Origin of the sequence: Pseudomonas sp. LjRoot277, from assembly GCF_964253845.1 — a bacterium.
In the GTDB taxonomy this organism is placed as follows: Bacteria; Pseudomonadota; Gammaproteobacteria; order Pseudomonadales; family Pseudomonadaceae; genus Aquipseudomonas.
The window spans coordinates 6,107,259-6,125,001 of the sequence record NZ_CAXURI020000001.1; the positions used below are offsets into that span (position 1 = coordinate 6,107,259).

Here is a 17,743-nt window from a genome sequence, read left to right on the forward strand (position 1 = left end):
GGCGCAGTCTAAAGAATGAAAATGACGGTTCGTCAACGAGGGGATAGACCTCGCTGACCGCAGTGAGTTTAGAAACCGGTCAGAACAGGCTCTGTGAAAACCATGTAGACGACGCCAGACCTGAATCGGATCAGGGCTGGATCAAGCCGAGGGTGGTTTTCACAGAGGCTGCTAGCCGCCGGACTTCTTCGCTTTGAAACCGTGTTTGATCAGCTCGGCCAAGAGTAGCTCGACATGATCGCCCTGGATTTCAATGATTCCGTCTTTCAACGCACCACCGGTCCCGCAACGTTTCTTCAACGTGGTCGCCAGGTCCTTGAGCGCGTCTTCGGCCAACGGCACGCCGGTGATGGTGGTCACCGTCTTGCCGCCACGCCCCTTGCTTTCGCGACGCACGCGAGCGATGCCGTCGCCGGTCGGGATAACGGTCTGTTTGCAGATGCAGGCATCCACCGGCTTACAGCAATCCGGGCAATGACGACCTGCGTCGGTGGAAAATACCAGGCCACCAAGGGCGGCGAAGGATGCGGCTTTTTTGGCCACCGGCAATCCTCTTGGGAGGACAAAGACTGGTCGCGGCAACTTGGGCAAGTGCCATCGACCGCGAAGCCCCACTCAGGCAGGGGCAGCGCTACTGAGCCAGACGCACTTATAAAAAAGGAGTGCCGGTTCAGTTTGAAAAGGTCGCGCAGTGTAACGGCAAAAAGCCGACTTGCTAAGAGCCAATCGGCGCCAATTTATGCCTCTTTTGCGACGTCCGACCCACGGGCCCGAAGATACCGCTTCAACGCAGCCAGAGAGTCCGGGCAATAAGGCTTTTGCTGGATTTCCAGCAGGACCTGATCGATGGGGGTGAAGCGCGCTTCCAGCACCTCTTCCGGTTGCAGGATCAACGGACCGTCCCACACCGCCGAAAACGCCGAACACCAGAGCCGATTGCCGGTGTCTTCGAAGAAAAAGTGATCATGGGCGGTCAGTTCCACGCCGCTCACACCCAGCTCTTCTTCCAGCTCGCGGGCAGCCGATTCGGCGTAGGTTTCGGTCGCGAGCACCATGCCCCCCGCCGCCACGTCCCAGAAACCTGGATAAATGGCTTTGCTCAGCGTGCGTCGATGCACGCAGAGTTCACCGGCGGAATTGAACAGCATGATGTAAGTGCCGCGTCCGATCAGCCCGCGCTCACGCAGGTCGGAGCGGACCAGGGCGCCGAGCAGGTTGTCCTGCTCGTCGACCCAGGCGATCTGTTCGGCATCCGAGGCCGCGCGGTGCGCGACCTCTCTGGCGCTATCGACCATGACTCAGCCCTGATTGAGCAATTGACGCAAATCGATCACTGCGGCGTTGGCCCGGGAGATGTAGTTGGCCATGACCAGCGAGTGGTTGGCCAGCACCCCGAAGCCGCTGCCATTAAGGATCATAGGACTCCAGACCGGTTCCTGCGAGGCTTCCAGTTCACGAATGATCTGACGCACGCTGACCGTGGCGTTCTTCTTGGCCAGCACATCGGCGAAGTCGACTTCGATGGCACGCAGCAGATGGGACAAGGCCCAGGCCTGACCGCGGGCTTCGTAGAACACGTTGTCGATCTGCATCCACGGGGTCTCGACGATTTCTTCGTCAACCTGTGGCACCTGACCCGGTGCGACGACTTCGGTTTTCAGCGCAGTGTTGAGTTTGACCCGGCCAACGCTGGCCGACAGTCGTTGCGACAGCGAACCCAAACGGGTGCCGACATCGCCCAGCCAGTTGTTCAGGTTGTCGGCGCGGGCATAGAACAGCGCGCTTTTCTGACTTGGGTCGGACAGGCGCGCCTGATAACGGCTCAGGGAGTTGATGCCTTCCTGGTATTCGGACTCACTGGAGGGCAGCACCCAGCTCTTGTTGTCGAAGTTGAAGCGCGGCTCGGCCTTGGCCAGGTCAGCGTCTTCGGTGGACTGCGACTGGGAACGAGCGAAGTCTTTACGCAGTGCACGACTCAGGTCACGGACCTGGACCAGCACGCCATATTCCCAGCTCGGCGTGTTGTCCATCCACAGGCCCGGCGGGAAACGGTCGTTGGAAATATAGCCACCCGGTTTGGTCAGCAAAGTACCGGCGACGGTCTTGAGGGTTTCGACCGTAGTGTAGCCGATGACCATTTGCTTGCCTTCTTTCTCGGCAGCCATCTGGGCATTCTGCTGAACCGGGAACAGCGCAGGTTCCTGGCTCCAGTACCAGCCCAGCGCAATAGCCACCAGCAAGTAAAGGCCAATCAGAGTGGCCAGCGCCCGACTGAACAACAGGCCACCCAAGTAACTGCGGGTGGCCGATTTCGGTTCAGCGGCACGTTCAGGCGCGCTGCCCGCGCGGTTCTTCCAGTCCAGCATGGCGATATCCTTTCAATCACTTGAGTTCATCGGTTCGACCACAACCCTATCTCATCGTGCCTCGTTTGCCGCGCATTAAATCCTGCACAAACACTACCAGCACAATGACCACGATCGACGGCCACTATAAATGAAGCACAGCGTTGATCCTATGCGACCAGTCGGTCAGGAACTGAATAAGGTCGCTTTGCAGTTAATTGACGTACGACACTCATGCGATCGAAAAGAGGTGCTAGCATAGAGCCACCAGTCGATCTCAGCATGCACCCTAACTAGTAGTCAGGATATGACCGAGCCAGAAGACCCCAGCCGTGAGCGCCTCAAGCACCACTTTGCCCAGCGGGTAATTCATCAGGCACGTCAAATTCTTGAGATATGGCAGCGCCTGCAACGCAGCGAGTGGTCCACCACCGACTTATCGGAACTGAGCGAGGCCAACCTGCGCCTGCTGCGTTTCGCCGAACGCTTCGAACAACCTGAACACACGCAGCTCGCACACCACATCGGTCAGTCGCTGGAGGCTGTCGACGCCAATCGCGGACGCCTGAGCAGCGGACTGATCACTGACCTCAATCGTTTGATGCAGCGCCTGTCACGCACCGGTTTGCGCCATGGCGATCAGTTGGACCAGACCTTTCTGCCGCCGCTGCGCAAGCCGATTTACGTGATGCTGCAGGATCACGACCGCGCCGAGCGGCTGGCCAAACAGCTGGAATTTTTTGGGCTCAGCGCTCAAGCCCTCGACAGCGTTGCGGCGTTCCGCTCTTCGATGGTCGAGCGCTTGCCTGCGGCGATCGTCATGGACGTGGATTTCAGTGGTACCGGCATCGGCCTGAAACTGGCTGCCGAAGCCCAGGAAGGCCTCGATCATCAATTGCCGCTGTTGTTCTTCAGCCTGCACGAAACCGACACCCCGACCCGTCTCGCCGCCGTGCGTGCCGGTGGCCAGGAATTCCTGACCGGTACCCTCGAAGCCTCGAGCCTGCTGGAGAAAATCGAAGTCCTGACCTGCGTCGCCCAGTACGAACCTTATAAAGTGCTGATCATCGACGATTCTCGCGCCCAGGCCTTGCACACCGAGCGCCTGCTCAATAGCGCCGGGATCGTCACACGGACCTTGATCGAGCCGATCCAGGCCATGGCCGAGCTCGCGGATTTCCAGCCAGACCTGATCATCCTCGACATGTACATGCCGGCCTGCACTGGTACTGAACTGGCCAAAGTGATCCGCCACAACGACCGCTATGTCAGCGTACCGATCATTTACCTGTCGGCCGAAGACGATCTGGACAAGCAGCTCGACGCCATGAGCGAGGGCGGCGATGACTTCCTGACCAAACCGATCAAGCCACGACACCTGATCACCACCGTGCGCAACCGCGCGGCGCGGGCGCGCAATCTCAAGGCGCGGATGGTCCGTGACAGCCTCACCGGGCTGTACAACCACACGCACATTCTGCAATTGCTCGAAGACTGCAGCTTCCGCGCCCGCCGCGAGAACAAGCCGCTGAGCTTTGCGATGCTCGACATCGACCACTTCAAACGGGTCAACGACAGCCATGGCCACCCTATGGGCGATCGAGTAATCAAGAGCCTGGCGCTGTTTCTCAAGCAACGCTTGCGCAAGACCGACTTCATCGGCCGTTACGGCGGTGAAGAGTTCGCGATCGTCATGCCAGACACCGATCTCGAATCGGCCCACAAAGTGCTCGACGAAATCCGTCGACGCTTTGCCGAGATTCACTACCCGGCTCAACCGCAGGACCTCTGGTGCACGTTCAGCGCCGGGGTGGTGGAACTGTGTGAACACTCCGACAGCCTGATGATGGCCAGCCAGGCAGACGAAGCGCTGTACCGCGCGAAGGACGCCGGACGCAACCGCGTGCAGGCCGCGCGGACGTCAAAGCAAAGTGCCACTTTTTCATCGGAATCGACCCATTCGGTCATAACCCTGTAACACAAACGCAATAAATTCAGGCGCTTACCATTCTGCCGCTGGTAGACCCGCGATGCGCCTGAAGCTGCTGACCAATCTCAATACCCTCCTTTTAGTCGCCGTGTGCGTGGCCCTTGGCGCCACGCTTTGGTGGTCGCAAAAGGCCCTGGAACGCCCCTATCTATTGATGGAGCGTTACTTGGGCTTGTCCCAGCAATTTCAAAATGAAGTCGCACGTAACATCGACGACTACCTCGCCAGCGGCGATGCCCTGCGCCTGAGCAGCGCCGGCCAGGCCATAGACGGGGTGCAAAAGGAACTCGGCGAGTTGCCGCCGGCGTTGGCCCACACCTTGCGCCCGAGCCTGTCGAACCTCGAAGAATTCAGCAAAACCGACCTGCTGGCCGCCGGCAAACTGGCCGGTGATCCGCAAGCGTTGCTGCTGCAGGCCGAACGCGAACTCGGCGCCAGCCTCGATCAGCTCAGCCAATACGCCAGCGCTAACGTGGCGTATCTGACGCCGTTGCTCGCCGCCTCCCAGCACTTGGGCAAGTTGTCTCTGGCCCGGGATAAACTGGTCAGCAGCGGCCGCAGCGAATTGGCCGCCGATGTCGAGCGTGAAGTCGCCAACATTCGCACTCAGGCTGAGTTGCTGGGCACCTTGCCGCTGCTCGGTGTAGCCAGCAGCAGCGAATCCGGCACCGATGATTTCGCCGCGATGATGGGCTTGGAGAACACCGAAAAAGCTGTTGCCGAAGATGCGGGCGTGGGCCTCAAGCGTGAACTGAACAGCCTCCTCACTCGCTACCCGGCCGAACTGGCGCGCACACGTGACCAGATCCAGAAACGCACCGACCTCAGCGCCGCCACTCACCTGAAAATCGCCGCCGTGCAGCAGGCCATCGCCGGACTGGAGCCGGTGGTTCGCGCCCAGCACGGGCAGATCCAGGGCGAAGTGCGGCTGATGCAAGGGGTGATGATTGGCCTGATTCTGCTGATTGCTTTGCTGATCGACACCTTGCAACGGAAACTGGCCCGGACGCTGACCAACCTCGCCCCTGCCCTTTCGACCTGGGCCGAGGGCGACTTCAGCCGGGACATTGAATTGGGCGCGACCAATCGCGAACTGCATGACATTCAAGCTTCGCTCAATCGCTTGCGCGCCTATCTGGTCGACCTGGTCGGGACCATTCGCCTCAACGCCGAACAGGTCGCCGGCAGCAGCCGAACCTTGGCCGAGTTGAGCAATGACCTGCACAGCGGCGCCGAACATCAGGCCGGCGACACGGCGCTGATCCGTGATTCTCTCGGCGAGCTGGAAGCGACCATTCAACAGGTTGCCGGCGATGCCAGCCAGGCGGCCGACGCCAGCCGCCATGCCGGGCTGGCGGTGGAGCACGGCCAGAAAGTCATCGGTTTGAGTCTCACCGGGCTGCACGCGCTGGTCGGTGAAGTGCAAGGCAACGCGCAGATGATCGAACACCTGGCCGAGGAGTCGGCGACCATTGGCGGCGTGCTGACGGTCATCCGCTCGATTGCCGACCAGACCAATCTGCTGGCCCTGAACGCCGCCATCGAAGCGGCCCGTGCCGGGGAAATGGGTCGAGGGTTTGCGGTGGTGGCCGAAGAAGTTCGTTCACTGGCACAACGCACCGCCGGCGCCACAGCAGAGATCCAGACACTCATCGCCGGTTTGCAAACCGCGGCGCGACAATCGGTGGAAGGCATGCGCGCCCAAGTCGAACACGCAGAAGCCACTGCCAATCAGGCCCAGGCCGCCGACGGTGCGCTGGATAAAATCGTCGGCGCAATCCAGACCATTTCCGACACTGCCGTGCGCATCGCCGATGTCACCGCCCAGCAGAGTGGCGCCGTCAGCGAAATCCGCGATCACAGTGAGCGGATTCACCAATTGGGTGGGGATAACTTGCTGCGTATCGGTGAAGGGCGCGTACAGGGTGAGAATTTGCTGGTGTTGGGTGGACGATTGCACACAGCCGTCCAGGCCTTCCGCGTCTGACAGACCGCTTTCGCGAGCAAGCCCGCTCCCACAGGGGTACGCATTCCATTGTGGGAGTGGGCTTGCTCGCGAAGGCGTCAGAACAATCACCACAGGACTCGCCCTGCACACCCGACCGCTGTCCGCTATCATGCCCTCACTTTCGATACGCGAGATTGTCATGCGCCGTTTGCTCTGCCTGTTGTTTTTAGTGCTAGCCCTGCCGGCCACCGCCGCCGGGTTGCTGGACAGTCGGCCCAGTTCGACGTTGGGCTCGATCAACAACAGCGCCGACTTTCTGCCGGTACGTGAAGCCTTTCAACTGAGCCTGGTAGAAAGCACGCCGCAATCGATCAAACTGCGTTTCGTCGCCACCGAGGGCTACTACCTCTACCGGCACCGCTTTCAGTTTCGCGCCGACCCGGCCGATGTAGGTCTGGGCGCCGCGCTACTGCCCAAGGGCGAACAAAAGCACGATGAGTATTTCGGCGATGTCGAGGTCTACCACGGCATTCTCGAAGTCGAACTGCCGCGCACCGATCAACGCGCCTTCACCCTGGTGATTACATATCAGGGTTGCGCCGACAAAGGCTTGTGCTATCCACCCGAAACCGAGCGCCTGAGTATTGATGGCAGCGCAGGTACGACTCCTGCCTGGAGCTGGCGCGAACTGGCACTGTTCTTCCTCGCAGGCATAGGCCTGACGTTCACACCGTGCGTGCTGCCGATGCTGCCGATCCTGTCCGGCGTGGTGTTGCGCGGTCAGGTGGGTGGTTTGCGCGGTTTCAATCTGTCCCTCGCTTATGTGCTGCCAATGGCCGCCTGCTTCGCCCTGCTTGGCGCGTTGATGGGGATGTTCGGCGCGCAGCTCAATCTTCAGGCGCGGTTGCAATCGGCGTGGGTGCTGGTGCCGTTCGCGATGTTTTTTGCGCTGTTTGCCTTGGCGATGTTTGGCGTCTTCGAACTCAAGCTGCCTCACGCCATCAGCAGTCGGCTGGATCGGATCGCCGGTCGCACCGAGGGTGGTTCGTTGTGGGGCGCCGCCGTGCTGGGCGTGGTTTCCAGCCTGCTGGTATCGCCCTGCGTCTCGGCGCCGCTGGCCGGCGCGCTGCTTTACATCAGCGCCAGCGGCGATGCATTGGGCGGCGGTCTGAAATTGTTCATGCTCGGCCTGGGCATGGGCGCCCCGCTGTTGCTGGTCGCCACCGGTGGTGCCGCCTGGCTGCCGAAAAGCGGACCCTGGCTGATCTATGTAAAAAACGCGATTGGCGTTTTGTTGCTGGGGCTGGCGATCGGTTTGCTCAGTCGAGTACTGCCGGGCCAGATCACGTTGCTGCTGATCGGTTTGCTGGCCGGTGGCGCCGGGTTGTTCATGGGTGCGCTGGAGTTCGTCTACAAACCGCCGAGAAAACGCCTGGGCCAATTGCTTGGGATGTTCCTGCTGTTTTATGCGTTGGCGTGTTGGTACGGAGCGTTCAGCGGCCAGACCGACCCGCTCAATCCGATTGGCCAGCCGCGCACGGTTGCCGGCAATGAGCAATCACAAATCACCAGCGCCTGGCAAACCATCAGCACCCCGGCAGACCTGGACCGCGTCCTCGCCGAAGCCAAATCATCGGGCACTCCGCTGCTGCTCGACTGGTACGCCGACTGGTGCATCAGCTGCAAAGTCATCGAACATGAAGTGCTCAAAGACGCCAAGGTCGTCGAACGCCTCAAAGACTATCGACTGATCCGCTTCGACATCACCGCCAGCAACGCCGAGCAGCGCGCCCTGCTCGACCGCTACAAACTGTTCGGCCCGCCAGCGCTGATGTTTTTCGGCAAGGACGGCGTCGAACACGCCGATGTGCGAGTGATCGGCGAGATCAACGCCACCGACTTCGCCGAACGTGTTGCGAAAGCAAATGACCGGATTTAATAACCCGGTCACATATTTCGCGCAAACATCGGCCATCGTGCTGGCTATTGCATAGAACTGGACAGTCACAAAGGCTTTGCGGCATAGTCGCCGGGTTCTGACAATTGCACACAGATAACAAGGAACAGCAGATGGCGACGCTACTGGTTCTGCACGGACCCAACCTGAACATGCTCGGCACCCGTGAACCGGGCACCTACGGCGCTACGACACTGGCGCAGATCAACCAGGACCTGGAACGCCGCGCCCGTGAAGCCGGCCACCATTTGCTGCACCTGCAAAGCAACGCCGAGTACGAATTGATCGACCGCATCCACGCTGCCCGCAGCGAAGGTGTGGACTTCATTCTGATCAACCCAGCAGCTTTTACGCACACAAGTGTCGCATTACGTGACGCGCTGCTGGCGGTGAGCATCCCATTCATCGAAGTGCATTTGTCTAACGTGCACAAACGCGAACCTTTCCGCCATCACTCTTACTTCTCCGACGTAGCGGTGGGAGTGATCTGCGGCCTTGGCGCCAGCGGTTATCGACTGGCCCTGGAGGCTGCCCTGGAACAGCTTGAACAACAAGCTATACGCCCCTGACCGACCCTTGGGAGTTGATGATTCATGGATATCCGTAAAGTTAAGAAACTGATCGAACTGCTGGAAGAGTCCGGCATCGACGAGCTCGAGATCAAGGAAGGCGAAGAGTCCGTACGCATCAGCCGTCACAGCAAGACCCCGGCTCAGCAGTATTACGCACCGGCTCCAATGCATGCTCCGGCGCCTGCGCCTGTGGCTGCTGCCCCGGTTGCTGCCGCCGCACCTGCTGCTCCGGCCGCGCCAGTTCTGAACGGCAACGTTGCCCGTTCGCCTATGGTCGGCACCTTCTATCGCAAGTCTTCGCCAGCCTCGCCGTCCTTCGTTGAAGTCGGCCAGACCGTGAAGAAAGGCGACACCCTGTGCATCGTCGAAGCCATGAAGATGATGAACCACATCGAAGCTGAATCCAGCGGTGTGATCGAATCTATCCTCGTCGAAGACGGCCAGCCGGTTGAGTACGACCAACCGCTGTTCACCATCGTTTGAACCGCGGAGAGACTTTGATGACTGCGAAGTTGGAAAAAGTTCTGATCGCCAACCGCGGTGAGATCGCCCTGCGGATCCTGCGTGCCTGCAAAGAGATGGGCATCAAGACTGTCGCCGTTTACTCCAAGGCCGACAAAGAACTGATGCACCTGGGTCTGGCAGACGAATCCGTCTGCATCGGCCCGGCCTCGGCCGCGCACTCTTATCTGCACATCCCGGCAATCATCGCCGCGGCCGAAGTGACCGGCGCTACCGCCATTCACCCAGGCTACGGTTTCCTTGCGGAAAACGCTGATTTCGCTGAACAGGTCGAAAACTCCGGCTTCGCCTTCATCGGCCCGAAAGCCGACACCATTCGCCTGATGGGCGACAAGGTATCGGCCAAGCACGCCATGATCGCTGCGGGCGTTCCAACCGTTCCGGGTTCCGACGGCCCACTGCCTGAAGACGAAGAAACCGCTTTGCGCATCGGTCGCGAAGTCGGTTACCCGGTGATCATCAAAGCCGCTGGCGGCGGTGGTGGTCGCGGCATGCGCGTTGTGCATAAAGAAGAAGACCTGATCTCCTTCGCAAAACTGACCCGCACCGAAGCGGGCGCAGCGTTCGGCAACCCGATGGTCTATCTGGAAAAATTCCTGACCAACCCACGTCACGTGGAAGTTCAGGTACTTTCCGATGGCCAGGGCCACGCCATCCATCTGGGCGACCGCGATTGCTCGCTGCAACGTCGTCACCAGAAGGTTCTCGAAGAAGCGCCGGCACCGGGCATCGACGAGCAGGCACGGGCTGAAGTCCTCGCACGCTGCGTCAAGGCTTGCATCGACATCGGCTACCGTGGCGCTGGCACCTTCGAGTTCCTTTACGAAAACGGCCACTTCTACTTCATCGAGATGAACACTCGTGTCCAGGTAGAGCACCCGGTATCGGAAATGGTCACCGGCATCGACATCGTCAAGGAGATGCTCAGCATCGCCGCCGGCAACAAGCTGTCGTTCACCCAGGAAGACGTGGTTATCCGCGGTCACGCGCTGGAATGCCGGATCAACGCCGAAGACCCGAAAACCTTCATGCCGAGCCCAGGCACGGTCAAGCATTTCCACGCACCAGGCGGCAACGGCGTTCGCGTCGATTCGCACCTGTACAGTGGCTATGCCGTTCCGCCGAACTACGATTCGTTGATCGGCAAGCTGATCACCTACGGCGCAACCCGTGACGAAGCCATGGCGCGCATGCGCAATGCGCTGGACGAAATCGTTGTCGACGGGATCAAGACCAACATCCCACTGCACCGCGACCTGGTCCGTGATGCCGGCTTCTGCGAAGGGGGCGTGAACATTCACTACCTCGAGCACAAGCTGGCTGGCGAAAAGCATTAAGCTGTGATCCATACCAACAAAGCCGCTTTCGAGCGGCTTTGTTGTTTCTGGAGGTTTCATAATGTGCACGCGAGCAAGGCCGCTCCCACAAAAGCCCCGCGCTCGCGTAAACTTGCGCGCTTCTCGCAGCCCGCTAGGCTGCAATTAATATTTTTCAAAGGTGCCCGCCATGCCTTGGCTGCAAGTCCGTCTCGCCATCAGCCCAGAACAAGCCGAAACCTACGAAGACGCGTTCCTTGAAGTCGGCGCCGTTTCGGTGACCTTCATGGACGCCGAAGATCAGCCGATCTTCGAGCCGGAACTCAATACCACGCCGCTGTGGTCGCACACGCACCTGCTGGCCCTGTTCGAAGGCGGCACCGAAGCCGCCACCGTATTGGCCCACCTTGAATTGCTGACCGGCAGCCCGCTGCCCGAACATCACAGCGAAGTCATCGAAGACCAGGACTGGGAACGCAGCTGGATGGACGGTTTCCAGCCAATGCGTTTCGGCCAGCGCCTGTGGATTGTGCCGAGCTGGCACGCAGCTCCCGAGCCTGACGCGGTCAATCTGCTGCTGGACCCGGGCCTGGCGTTCGGCACCGGCACACACCCGACCACCGCGCTGTGCCTGGAATGGCTCGACGGCCAGGATCTGAAAGACTGCAACGTGCTGGACTTCGGCTGCGGCTCGGGGATTCTGGCGATTGCCGCCCTGCTGCTGGGCGCCAAGGAAGCCGTCGGTACCGATATCGATGTGCAAGCCCTGGAAGCCTCCCGCGATAACGCCGGGCGCAACAACATTGCCGAAGCACTCTTCCCGCTGTACCTGCCGGAAGATCTGCCGCAAGTTCAGGCCGATGTGCTGGTGGCCAACATTCTTGCCGGCCCGCTGGTTTCCCTGGCGCCACAATTGTCCAGCCTGGTCAAATCCGGTGGTCGTCTGGCGCTGTCGGGCATCCTCGCCGAGCAAGGTGAAGAAGTCGCCAAAGCCTACGCCCAGGACTTCGATCTGGACCCGATCGCCAATCGCGATGGCTGGGTGCGCATTACTGGCCGTCGGCGCTAGAATGAGTGTCTGCATAAACCGGATCGCCGCATGACCGACAGCTTCGTCACCCAGTGCCCGCATTGCCAAACCAGCTTCCGAGTCAGCCATGCTCAATTGAGCGTGGCCCGCGGGGTGGTTCGTTGCGGCTCGTGTTTGCAGGTGTTCAACGCCGCCAAGCAACTACTTGAGCAACGATCCGGCAAGGACGCGATCACGCCGGCTGCCCCGGCCATCGCCGAACCGCAGGAGCCGCGGGCCATCAGCCAAAAGCAATGGACCGCCGCCGAGCTGGATCTGGACAGCCTGGACCTGGACGAAGAGCTCGCCCGCCTCGAACAACGGGAGATCCAGCCGACCACGGAATTCGGCCGTCAGCGCGAAGACAACCTGAGCGCCAGCCGGGACACCGTCGAGCACGAAGAAGCGCCGTGGCCCGACAGCCTGTTCAGCGAATCGGCCGCCGATCGTGCGCAGACCACTGAAGCCGACTTGCCAGAGCTGGAACTCGATCCGAGCAAATACTCGCGCACCGAACCTTCGCTGTCCCTGGAACCGGTGGAACTGGACGACGAACATCTGCCACCACAGCTGCGCCTGCACGACCCACTCGACGCCCCAATGCATCACGAACGCCTGTCGGCGACCGATGATATCGACGACGATCTGCCCTCGATCCAGCCTCAGCGCAAAAAGCGTGAGCCGGCTGTCCGCGCTGAAGCCCTGCAAGACCTGACCGATGACCCACTGCAACTGGACTGGCAAAAACGCCGCTCACCCTGGGGTCGCCGATTTTTCTGGCTGCTGTTGATCCTGCTCGGCGCTGCCGCGCTCGCCGGCCAGTACATCGCCTACCATTTCGATGAACTGGCACGTCAGGACCAGTACCGTCCGTGGTTCCAGCAACTGTGCCCGCAAATCGGCTGCACCGTGCCATCCAAAGTCGACATCGCCAAAATCAAAAGCAGCAACCTGGTGGTCCGCAGTCACCCGGACTTCAACGGCGCACTGGTGGTCGACGCGATCATCTACAACCGCGCGCCCTTCTCCCAGCCTTTCCCGCTGCTGGAGTTGCGTTTTGCCGACCTCAACGGCCACCTGATCGCCAGCCGTCGCTTCAAGCCCGGCGAGTACCTCAACGGCGATCTCGAAGGGATGGCGGAAATGCCTCCGCAAACGCCGATCCACATCGCACTGGATATCCTCGATCCAGGCTCCAAAGCGGTGAATTACAGCCTGAGCTTCCATTCGCCCGAGTGAAACGGTTCAGTTTTTCGGCTTTGACGGCATATTTCTGACTTTGACCGCTCATACCAAACCGCTGGCGATAACAAAATAACTGTTCAGATTTTGTTCAATTCAGCCTTTATCCAGTCATCGAGAGCGGGTATCATGCCAACCCTTTTTCGAACTCTCATGATCCGACCCCACAACAGGGAAGTCCTATGTCGGCGGTACGCATCGGTCCTTACACATTGCACAACGGCTTGATTCTCGCCCCGATGGCGGGGGTCACAGACCAACCCTTTCGTCAGCTGTGCAAGCGACTGGGCGCAGGACTTGTAGTCTCGGAAATGGTCACCAGCGACATGAGCTTGTGGAACACCCGCAAATCGCGGATGCGCATGATCCACGAAGGTGATCCCGAGCCCCGCTCGGTACAGATCGCCGGTGGTGATGCACAGATGCTGGCGGATGCGGCCCGGGCCAACGTTGAACTGGGCGCACAGATTATTGATATCAACATGGGCTGTCCGGCAAAAAAGGTCTGCAACAAGGCCGCCGGTTCCGCGCTGTTGAAGGATGAAGCATTGGTGACCGAGATCCTGCAGGCCGTGGTGGCCGCAGTCGATGTGCCGGTCACCCTGAAGATCCGCACCGGCTGGGACCGGGACAACAAGAACGGCCTGACCGTGGCGAAGATCGCCGAGCAGGCAGGCATTACAGCGCTGGCAGTCCATGGCCGCACCCGTGCCGATCTGTACACCGGCGAAGCCGAGTACGACACCATTGCCGCGATCAAGCAGGCGGTGTCGATTCCGGTCTTTGCCAATGGCGATATCGATTCGCCAGAGAAGGCCCGGTACGTGCTCGATGCGACCGGTGCCGATGGCCTGCTGGTAGGCCGGGCTGCCCAGGGGCAGCCATGGATTTTTCGTGAAATCGACCATTATCTGCGTACCGGCGAAAAACTCCCGGCACCGGAACTGATCGAGGTGGAACGTATTCTGCTTGAGCATCTGGCCGCGCTGCATGCCTTCTATGGCGACGTCATGGGCGTGCGCATAGCTCGCAAGCATGTGGGCTGGTATCTCGCAACCTTGCCGGGCGCCAGGGAGTTTCGCGCCCACTTCAATCGTTTAGAAGATACGGAAGCACAATGCGCCAACGTTCAGGGCTTCTTCGCCGAACGTTACAAGAGCCTGACAGGGGACGGAGAAGGGGTGGCCGCATGACGATGATGACCGAGACTTTAGTGAGTGGAACAACACCCGTGAGCGACAACGTGAATTTGAAACAGCACCTCAATACGCCGAGCGAAGAAGGTCAGACCCTTCGCGGGAGTGTCGAGAAGGCGCTGCACAATTATTTCGCCCACCTTGAGGGCGCTGCCGTCACGGATGTGTACAACCTGGTGCTCTCCGAAGTCGAGGCGCCCCTGCTCGAGTGCGTGATGAACTACGTCAAGGGCAACCAGACCAAGGCCAGCGAGCTGCTCGGACTGAACCGAGGCACGCTGCGCAAAAAACTCAAGCAGTACGATTTGCTGTAAGCATTCAATCAAACCAGAAAGGCGCCCGCGTAAAAACGGTCGCCTTTTTTGCTGACTCCTTTGCTTTTGATGGAAATTGAAATGACCGACCAGACTACCCGCCTGCCGATCCGCCGCGCCTTGATCAGCGTTTCCGACAAGACCGGGATCCTTGAATTCGCCAAAGAACTTGAAGCCCTGGGCGTCGAGATCCTCTCCACCGGCGGAACGTTCAAGCTGCTGCGCGACAACGGTGTTGCCGCAGTGGAAGTCGCGGATTACACCGGTTTCGCAGAAATGATGGACGGCCGGGTAAAAACCCTGCACCCGAAAATCCACGGTGGGATCCTCGGTCGTCGCGGTATCGACGACGCCATCATGAACGAGCACGGCATCAAGCCGATCGACCTGGTAGCGGTCAACCTGTACCCGTTCGAAGCGACTATCAACAAGCCAGGCTGCGACCTGCCGACCGCGATCGAGAACATCGATATCGGCGGCCCGACCATGGTCCGTTCGGCTGCAAAAAACCACAAAGACGTGGCCATCGTGGTGAATGCCAGCGACTACGCCAACGTCCTTGAAAGCCTCAAGGCCGGCGGCCTGACCTACGCTCAGCGTTTCGACCTGATGCTCAAGGCCTTCGAACACACCGCCGCCTATGACGGCATGATCGCCAACTACATGGGCACCGTGAACCAGGCGGCTGACACCCTCGCTACCTCCGGTCGCAGCGAGTTCCCGCGCACTTTCAACAGCCAGTTCGTCAAGGCTCAGGAAATGCGCTACGGCGAGAACCCGCACCAGAGCGCAGCGTTCTACGTTGAAGCCAAACCGGCCGAAGTCGGCATCGCCACCGCGACCCAGCTGCAAGGCAAAGAGCTGTCGTACAACAACGTGGCCGACACCGACGCCGCGCTGGAATGCGTGAAGAGCTTCGTCAAACCGGCCTGCGTGATCGTCAAACACGCCAACCCGTGCGGCGTTGCCGTCAGCCCGGACGCCGAAGGCGGTATCCGTCAGGCCTATGAACTGGCCTACGCCACCGACACCGAGTCGGCGTTCGGCGGCATCATCGCCTTCAACCGCGAGCTGGATGCTGAAACCGCCAAGGCCATCGTCGAGCGTCAGTTCGTCGAAGTGATCATCGCCCCGTCCGTCAGCGAAGAAGCTCGTGCCATCGTGGCTGCCAAAGCCAACGTGCGACTGCTGGCCTGCGGCGAGTGGTCGGCTGATCGCGCCGCTGCCTGGGACTACAAACGCGTCAACGGTGGCCTGCTGGTACAGAGCCGCGACATCGGCATGATCGGCGCCGACGACCTGAAAGTCGTGACCAAACGCGCTCCGACCGAACAGGAAATCCACGACCTGATCTTCGCCTGGAAAGTCGCCAAATACGTTAAGTCCAACGCCATCGTCTACGCTAAAAACCGTCAAACCATCGGTGTCGGCGCTGGCCAGATGAGCCGTGTGAACTCCGCGCGTATTGCTGCGATCAAGGCTGAACACGCTGGTTTGCAGGTGCAGGGCGCGGTCATGGCCTCGGACGCCTTCTTCCCGTTCCGCGACGGCATCGACAACGCGGCCAAGGTGGGGATCACTGCGGTGATCCAGCCAGGCGGCTCGATGCGTGATAACGAAGTGATTGCTGCTGCCGACGAGGCCGGCATCGCCATGGTATTCACCGGCATGCGCCACTTCCGTCACTAACTAGACGACGGCCGCACTGAATCCGGCATCTGCTGCGTTGGAGCCGACCTCGATGATGCTCATTGCCAAAAGGCAACGCCGCTCATCGAGGTCGACTCCGCCTGGCATCTACCGACTTCATTGCGACCTCCTACAGCGTGAAGCGCTTTAGGCTCTAAAAACAGAATTAGCGTCATCCGAGGTTTTTGAAATGAATGTTTTGATCATTGGCAGCGGTGGCCGTGAACACGCCCTGGCCTGGAAAGTGGCTCAGGATCCGCGCGTGCAGAAGGTTTTCGTTGCCCCGGGCAACGCCGGCACCGCCATTGAAGCCAAGTGCGAGAACGTCGCTATCGACGTGCTGGCCCTTGAACAGCTTGCTGACTTCGCCGAGAAGAATGTTTCCCTGACCATCGTCGGCCCGGAAGTGCCACTGGTCGCCGGCGTCGTCGATCTGTTCCGTTCCCGTGGCCTGGATTGCTTCGGCCCGACCGCTGGCGCTGCTCAGCTGGAAGGTTCGAAAGCCTTCACCAAGGATTTCCTGGCGCGCCACAAGATCCCGACGGCCGACTACCAGAACTTCACCGAGATCGAGCCTGCCCTGGCTTATCTGCGTGAAAAAGGCGCACCGATCGTGATCAAGGCCGATGGCCTGGCCGCCGGTAAAGGCGTGATCGTTGCCATGACGTTGACCGAAGCCGAAGACGCCGTACGCGACATGCTGGCGGGTAACGCATTCGGCGACGCAGGCTCGCGCGTAGTAATCGAAGAGTTCCTGGACGGCGAAGAAGCCAGCTTCATCGTCATGGTCGACGGCAAGAATGTGCTGCCGATGGCCACCAGCCAGGACCACAAACGCGTCGGCGACGGCGACACCGGTCCGAACACTGGCGGCATGGGTGCCTACTCCCCTGCCCCGGTCGTGACCGCTGAAGTGCACAAGCGTGTCATGGACCTGGTGATCTGGCCGACCGTGCGCGGCATGGCCGATGAAGGCAACGTCTACACGGGTTTCCTGTACGCAGGCCTGATGATCGACAAGGCTGGTAACCCAAAAGTCATCGAATTCAACTGCCGTTTCGGCGACCCTGAGACCCAACCGGTAATGCTGCGTTTGCAGTCGAGCCTCGTGTTGCTGGTCGAAGCGGCGCTGGCGCAAGCCCTGGACAAGGTCGAAGCACAATGGGATCCGCGTCCGAGCGTCGGCATCGTGCTGGCGGCTGGCGGCTATCCTGGTGACTACGCTAAAGGCGTTGCCATCAACGGCCTCGATGCAGCTGCAGCACTGGAAGGCAAAGTCTTCCACGCCGGTACTGCACTCAAGGACGGTCAAGTGGTGACGGCCGGTGGTCGGGTGCTCTGCGCCACGGCAATGGGTACCAGCGTCGATGCCGCTCAGCAGCAGGCTTACAAGCTGGCGGCCAAAATTGACTGGGAAGGCTGTTTCTATCGCAAGGACATTGGCTACCGTGCCATTGCCCGCGAGCGTGGCGAAAATCAGGAATAAGAACGTCATTCGGCCAGGCAAGGGCTTCGAGCCCTTGCCGGACTATTCCGGCGCCGCGCATAGTTATATTCTGGCATTAACCTACGAAGGGATTTCG

The 17,743-nt window shown here is 60.2% G+C and carries 14 protein-coding genes and 1 pseudogene; 12 read left to right on the forward strand and 3 right to left on the reverse strand.

Annotation, left to right across the window (positions count from 1 at the left end; all coding sequences use genetic code 11):
- Nucleotides 1-171: 171 nt before the first annotated feature.
- From ACSQ87_RS28430 to ACSQ87_RS28440, 3 genes are all read right to left on the reverse strand, one after another.
- A complete protein-coding gene (locus ACSQ87_RS28430; RefSeq protein WP_436274861.1) occupies nt 172-543 on the reverse strand; it encodes a translation initiation factor Sui1 in 372 nt (123 codons plus the stop codon).
- A gap of 194 nt (nt 544-737) precedes the next feature.
- Nucleotides 738-1,295, reverse strand: coding sequence for an NUDIX hydrolase (locus tag ACSQ87_RS28435; RefSeq protein ID WP_436274862.1), 558 nt, complete (start codon nt 1,293-1,295; stop codon nt 738-740).
- Between the two features lie 3 nt (nt 1,296-1,298).
- On the reverse strand, nt 1,299-2,366 hold the full coding sequence (locus ACSQ87_RS28440; RefSeq protein WP_111449180.1) for a DUF2333 family protein: 1,068 nt from the start codon (nt 2,364-2,366) through the stop codon (nt 1,299-1,301).
- Between the two features lie 286 nt (nt 2,367-2,652).
- On the opposite strand from ACSQ87_RS28440, the gene gcbA reads away from it, so the two are divergent.
- The 12 genes and pseudogenes from gcbA (at nt 2,653) to purD (ending at nt 17,646) form a co-directional block, all read left to right on the forward strand.
- A complete protein-coding gene (gcbA, locus tag ACSQ87_RS28445) occupies nt 2,653-4,323 on the forward strand; it encodes a diguanylate cyclase GcbA (RefSeq protein ID WP_223432851.1) in 1,671 nt (556 codons plus the stop codon).
- A gap of 1,492 nt (nt 4,324-5,815) precedes the next feature.
- Nucleotides 5,816-6,322: pseudogene (locus ACSQ87_RS28450) on the forward strand (methyl-accepting chemotaxis protein); the annotation flags it as partial.
- 160 nt (nt 6,323-6,482) lie between these two features.
- Complete coding sequence (locus ACSQ87_RS28455; RefSeq protein WP_436274863.1) at nt 6,483-8,222, forward strand: protein-disulfide reductase DsbD; 1,740 nt, start codon at nt 6,483-6,485, stop codon at nt 8,220-8,222.
- Between the two features lie 131 nt (nt 8,223-8,353).
- Nucleotides 8,354-8,809, forward strand: coding sequence for a type II 3-dehydroquinate dehydratase (aroQ, locus tag ACSQ87_RS28460; protein ID WP_008031265.1), 456 nt, complete (start codon nt 8,354-8,356; stop codon nt 8,807-8,809).
- 24 nt (nt 8,810-8,833) lie between these two features.
- A complete protein-coding gene (accB, locus tag ACSQ87_RS28465) occupies nt 8,834-9,295 on the forward strand; it encodes an acetyl-CoA carboxylase biotin carboxyl carrier protein (protein ID WP_046044753.1) in 462 nt (153 codons plus the stop codon).
- Nucleotides 9,296-9,312: 17 nt separating this feature from the next.
- The gene (gene accC, locus ACSQ87_RS28470; RefSeq protein ID WP_223432854.1) at nt 9,313-10,671 is read left to right on the forward strand and encodes an acetyl-CoA carboxylase biotin carboxylase subunit; all 1,359 of its coding nucleotides are present in this window, start codon (nt 9,313-9,315) and stop codon (nt 10,669-10,671) included.
- 169 nt (nt 10,672-10,840) lie between these two features.
- Nucleotides 10,841-11,719, forward strand: coding sequence for a 50S ribosomal protein L11 methyltransferase (gene prmA / locus ACSQ87_RS28475; RefSeq protein ID WP_140683146.1), 879 nt, complete (start codon nt 10,841-10,843; stop codon nt 11,717-11,719).
- Between the two features lie 30 nt (nt 11,720-11,749).
- Complete coding sequence (locus tag ACSQ87_RS28480; protein WP_223432855.1) at nt 11,750-12,958, forward strand: DUF3426 domain-containing protein; 1,209 nt, start codon at nt 11,750-11,752, stop codon at nt 12,956-12,958.
- A gap of 185 nt (nt 12,959-13,143) precedes the next feature.
- Nucleotides 13,144-14,154 carry a tRNA dihydrouridine synthase DusB gene (dusB, locus tag ACSQ87_RS28485; RefSeq protein WP_223432856.1) on the forward strand — a complete coding sequence of 337 codons (1,011 nt, stop codon included), beginning with the start codon at nt 13,144-13,146 and terminating at the stop codon, nt 14,152-14,154.
- On the forward strand, nt 14,151-14,471 hold the full coding sequence (gene fis, locus ACSQ87_RS28490) for a DNA-binding transcriptional regulator Fis (RefSeq protein ID WP_007907419.1): 321 nt from the start codon (nt 14,151-14,153) through the stop codon (nt 14,469-14,471). Before dusB ends, fis begins: the two co-directional genes overlap by 4 nt.
- Before the next feature lie 81 nt (nt 14,472-14,552).
- On the forward strand, nt 14,553-16,160 hold the full coding sequence (gene purH, locus ACSQ87_RS28495; RefSeq protein WP_223432857.1) for a bifunctional phosphoribosylaminoimidazolecarboxamide formyltransferase/IMP cyclohydrolase: 1,608 nt from the start codon (nt 14,553-14,555) through the stop codon (nt 16,158-16,160).
- A gap of 190 nt (nt 16,161-16,350) precedes the next feature.
- The gene (gene purD, locus ACSQ87_RS28500) at nt 16,351-17,646 is read left to right on the forward strand and encodes a phosphoribosylamine--glycine ligase (protein ID WP_223432858.1); all 1,296 of its coding nucleotides are present in this window, start codon (nt 16,351-16,353) and stop codon (nt 17,644-17,646) included.
- Nucleotides 17,647-17,743: the final 97 nt, after the last annotated feature.

Excerpts from the sequence above, each read along its gene's own strand:
- dusB (WP_223432856.1), top strand. The coding sequence starts at position 13,144 with ATGTCGGCGGTACGCATCGGTCCTTACACATTGCACAACGGCTTGATT.
- fis (WP_007907419.1), top strand. The coding sequence starts at position 14,151 with ATGACGATGATGACCGAGACTTTAGTGAGTGGAACAACACCCGTGAGC.
- accC (WP_223432854.1), top strand. The coding sequence starts at position 9,313 with ATGACTGCGAAGTTGGAAAAAGTTCTGATCGCCAACCGCGGTGAGATC.
- purD (WP_223432858.1), top strand. The coding sequence starts at position 16,351 with ATGAATGTTTTGATCATTGGCAGCGGTGGCCGTGAACACGCCCTGGCC.
- gcbA (WP_223432851.1), top strand. The coding sequence starts at position 2,653 with ATGACCGAGCCAGAAGACCCCAGCCGTGAGCGCCTCAAGCACCACTTT.
- ACSQ87_RS28435 (WP_436274862.1), bottom strand. The coding sequence starts at position 1,295 with ATGGTCGATAGCGCCAGAGAGGTCGCGCACCGCGCGGCCTCGGATGCC.
- prmA (WP_140683146.1), top strand. The coding sequence starts at position 10,841 with ATGCCTTGGCTGCAAGTCCGTCTCGCCATCAGCCCAGAACAAGCCGAA.
- accB (WP_046044753.1), top strand. The coding sequence starts at position 8,834 with ATGGATATCCGTAAAGTTAAGAAACTGATCGAACTGCTGGAAGAGTCC.
- aroQ (WP_008031265.1), top strand. The coding sequence starts at position 8,354 with ATGGCGACGCTACTGGTTCTGCACGGACCCAACCTGAACATGCTCGGC.
- ACSQ87_RS28480 (WP_223432855.1), top strand. The coding sequence starts at position 11,750 with ATGACCGACAGCTTCGTCACCCAGTGCCCGCATTGCCAAACCAGCTTC.
- purH (WP_223432857.1), top strand. The coding sequence starts at position 14,553 with ATGACCGACCAGACTACCCGCCTGCCGATCCGCCGCGCCTTGATCAGC.
- ACSQ87_RS28440 (WP_111449180.1), bottom strand. The coding sequence starts at position 2,366 with ATGCTGGACTGGAAGAACCGCGCGGGCAGCGCGCCTGAACGTGCCGCT.
- ACSQ87_RS28455 (WP_436274863.1), top strand. The coding sequence starts at position 6,483 with ATGCGCCGTTTGCTCTGCCTGTTGTTTTTAGTGCTAGCCCTGCCGGCC.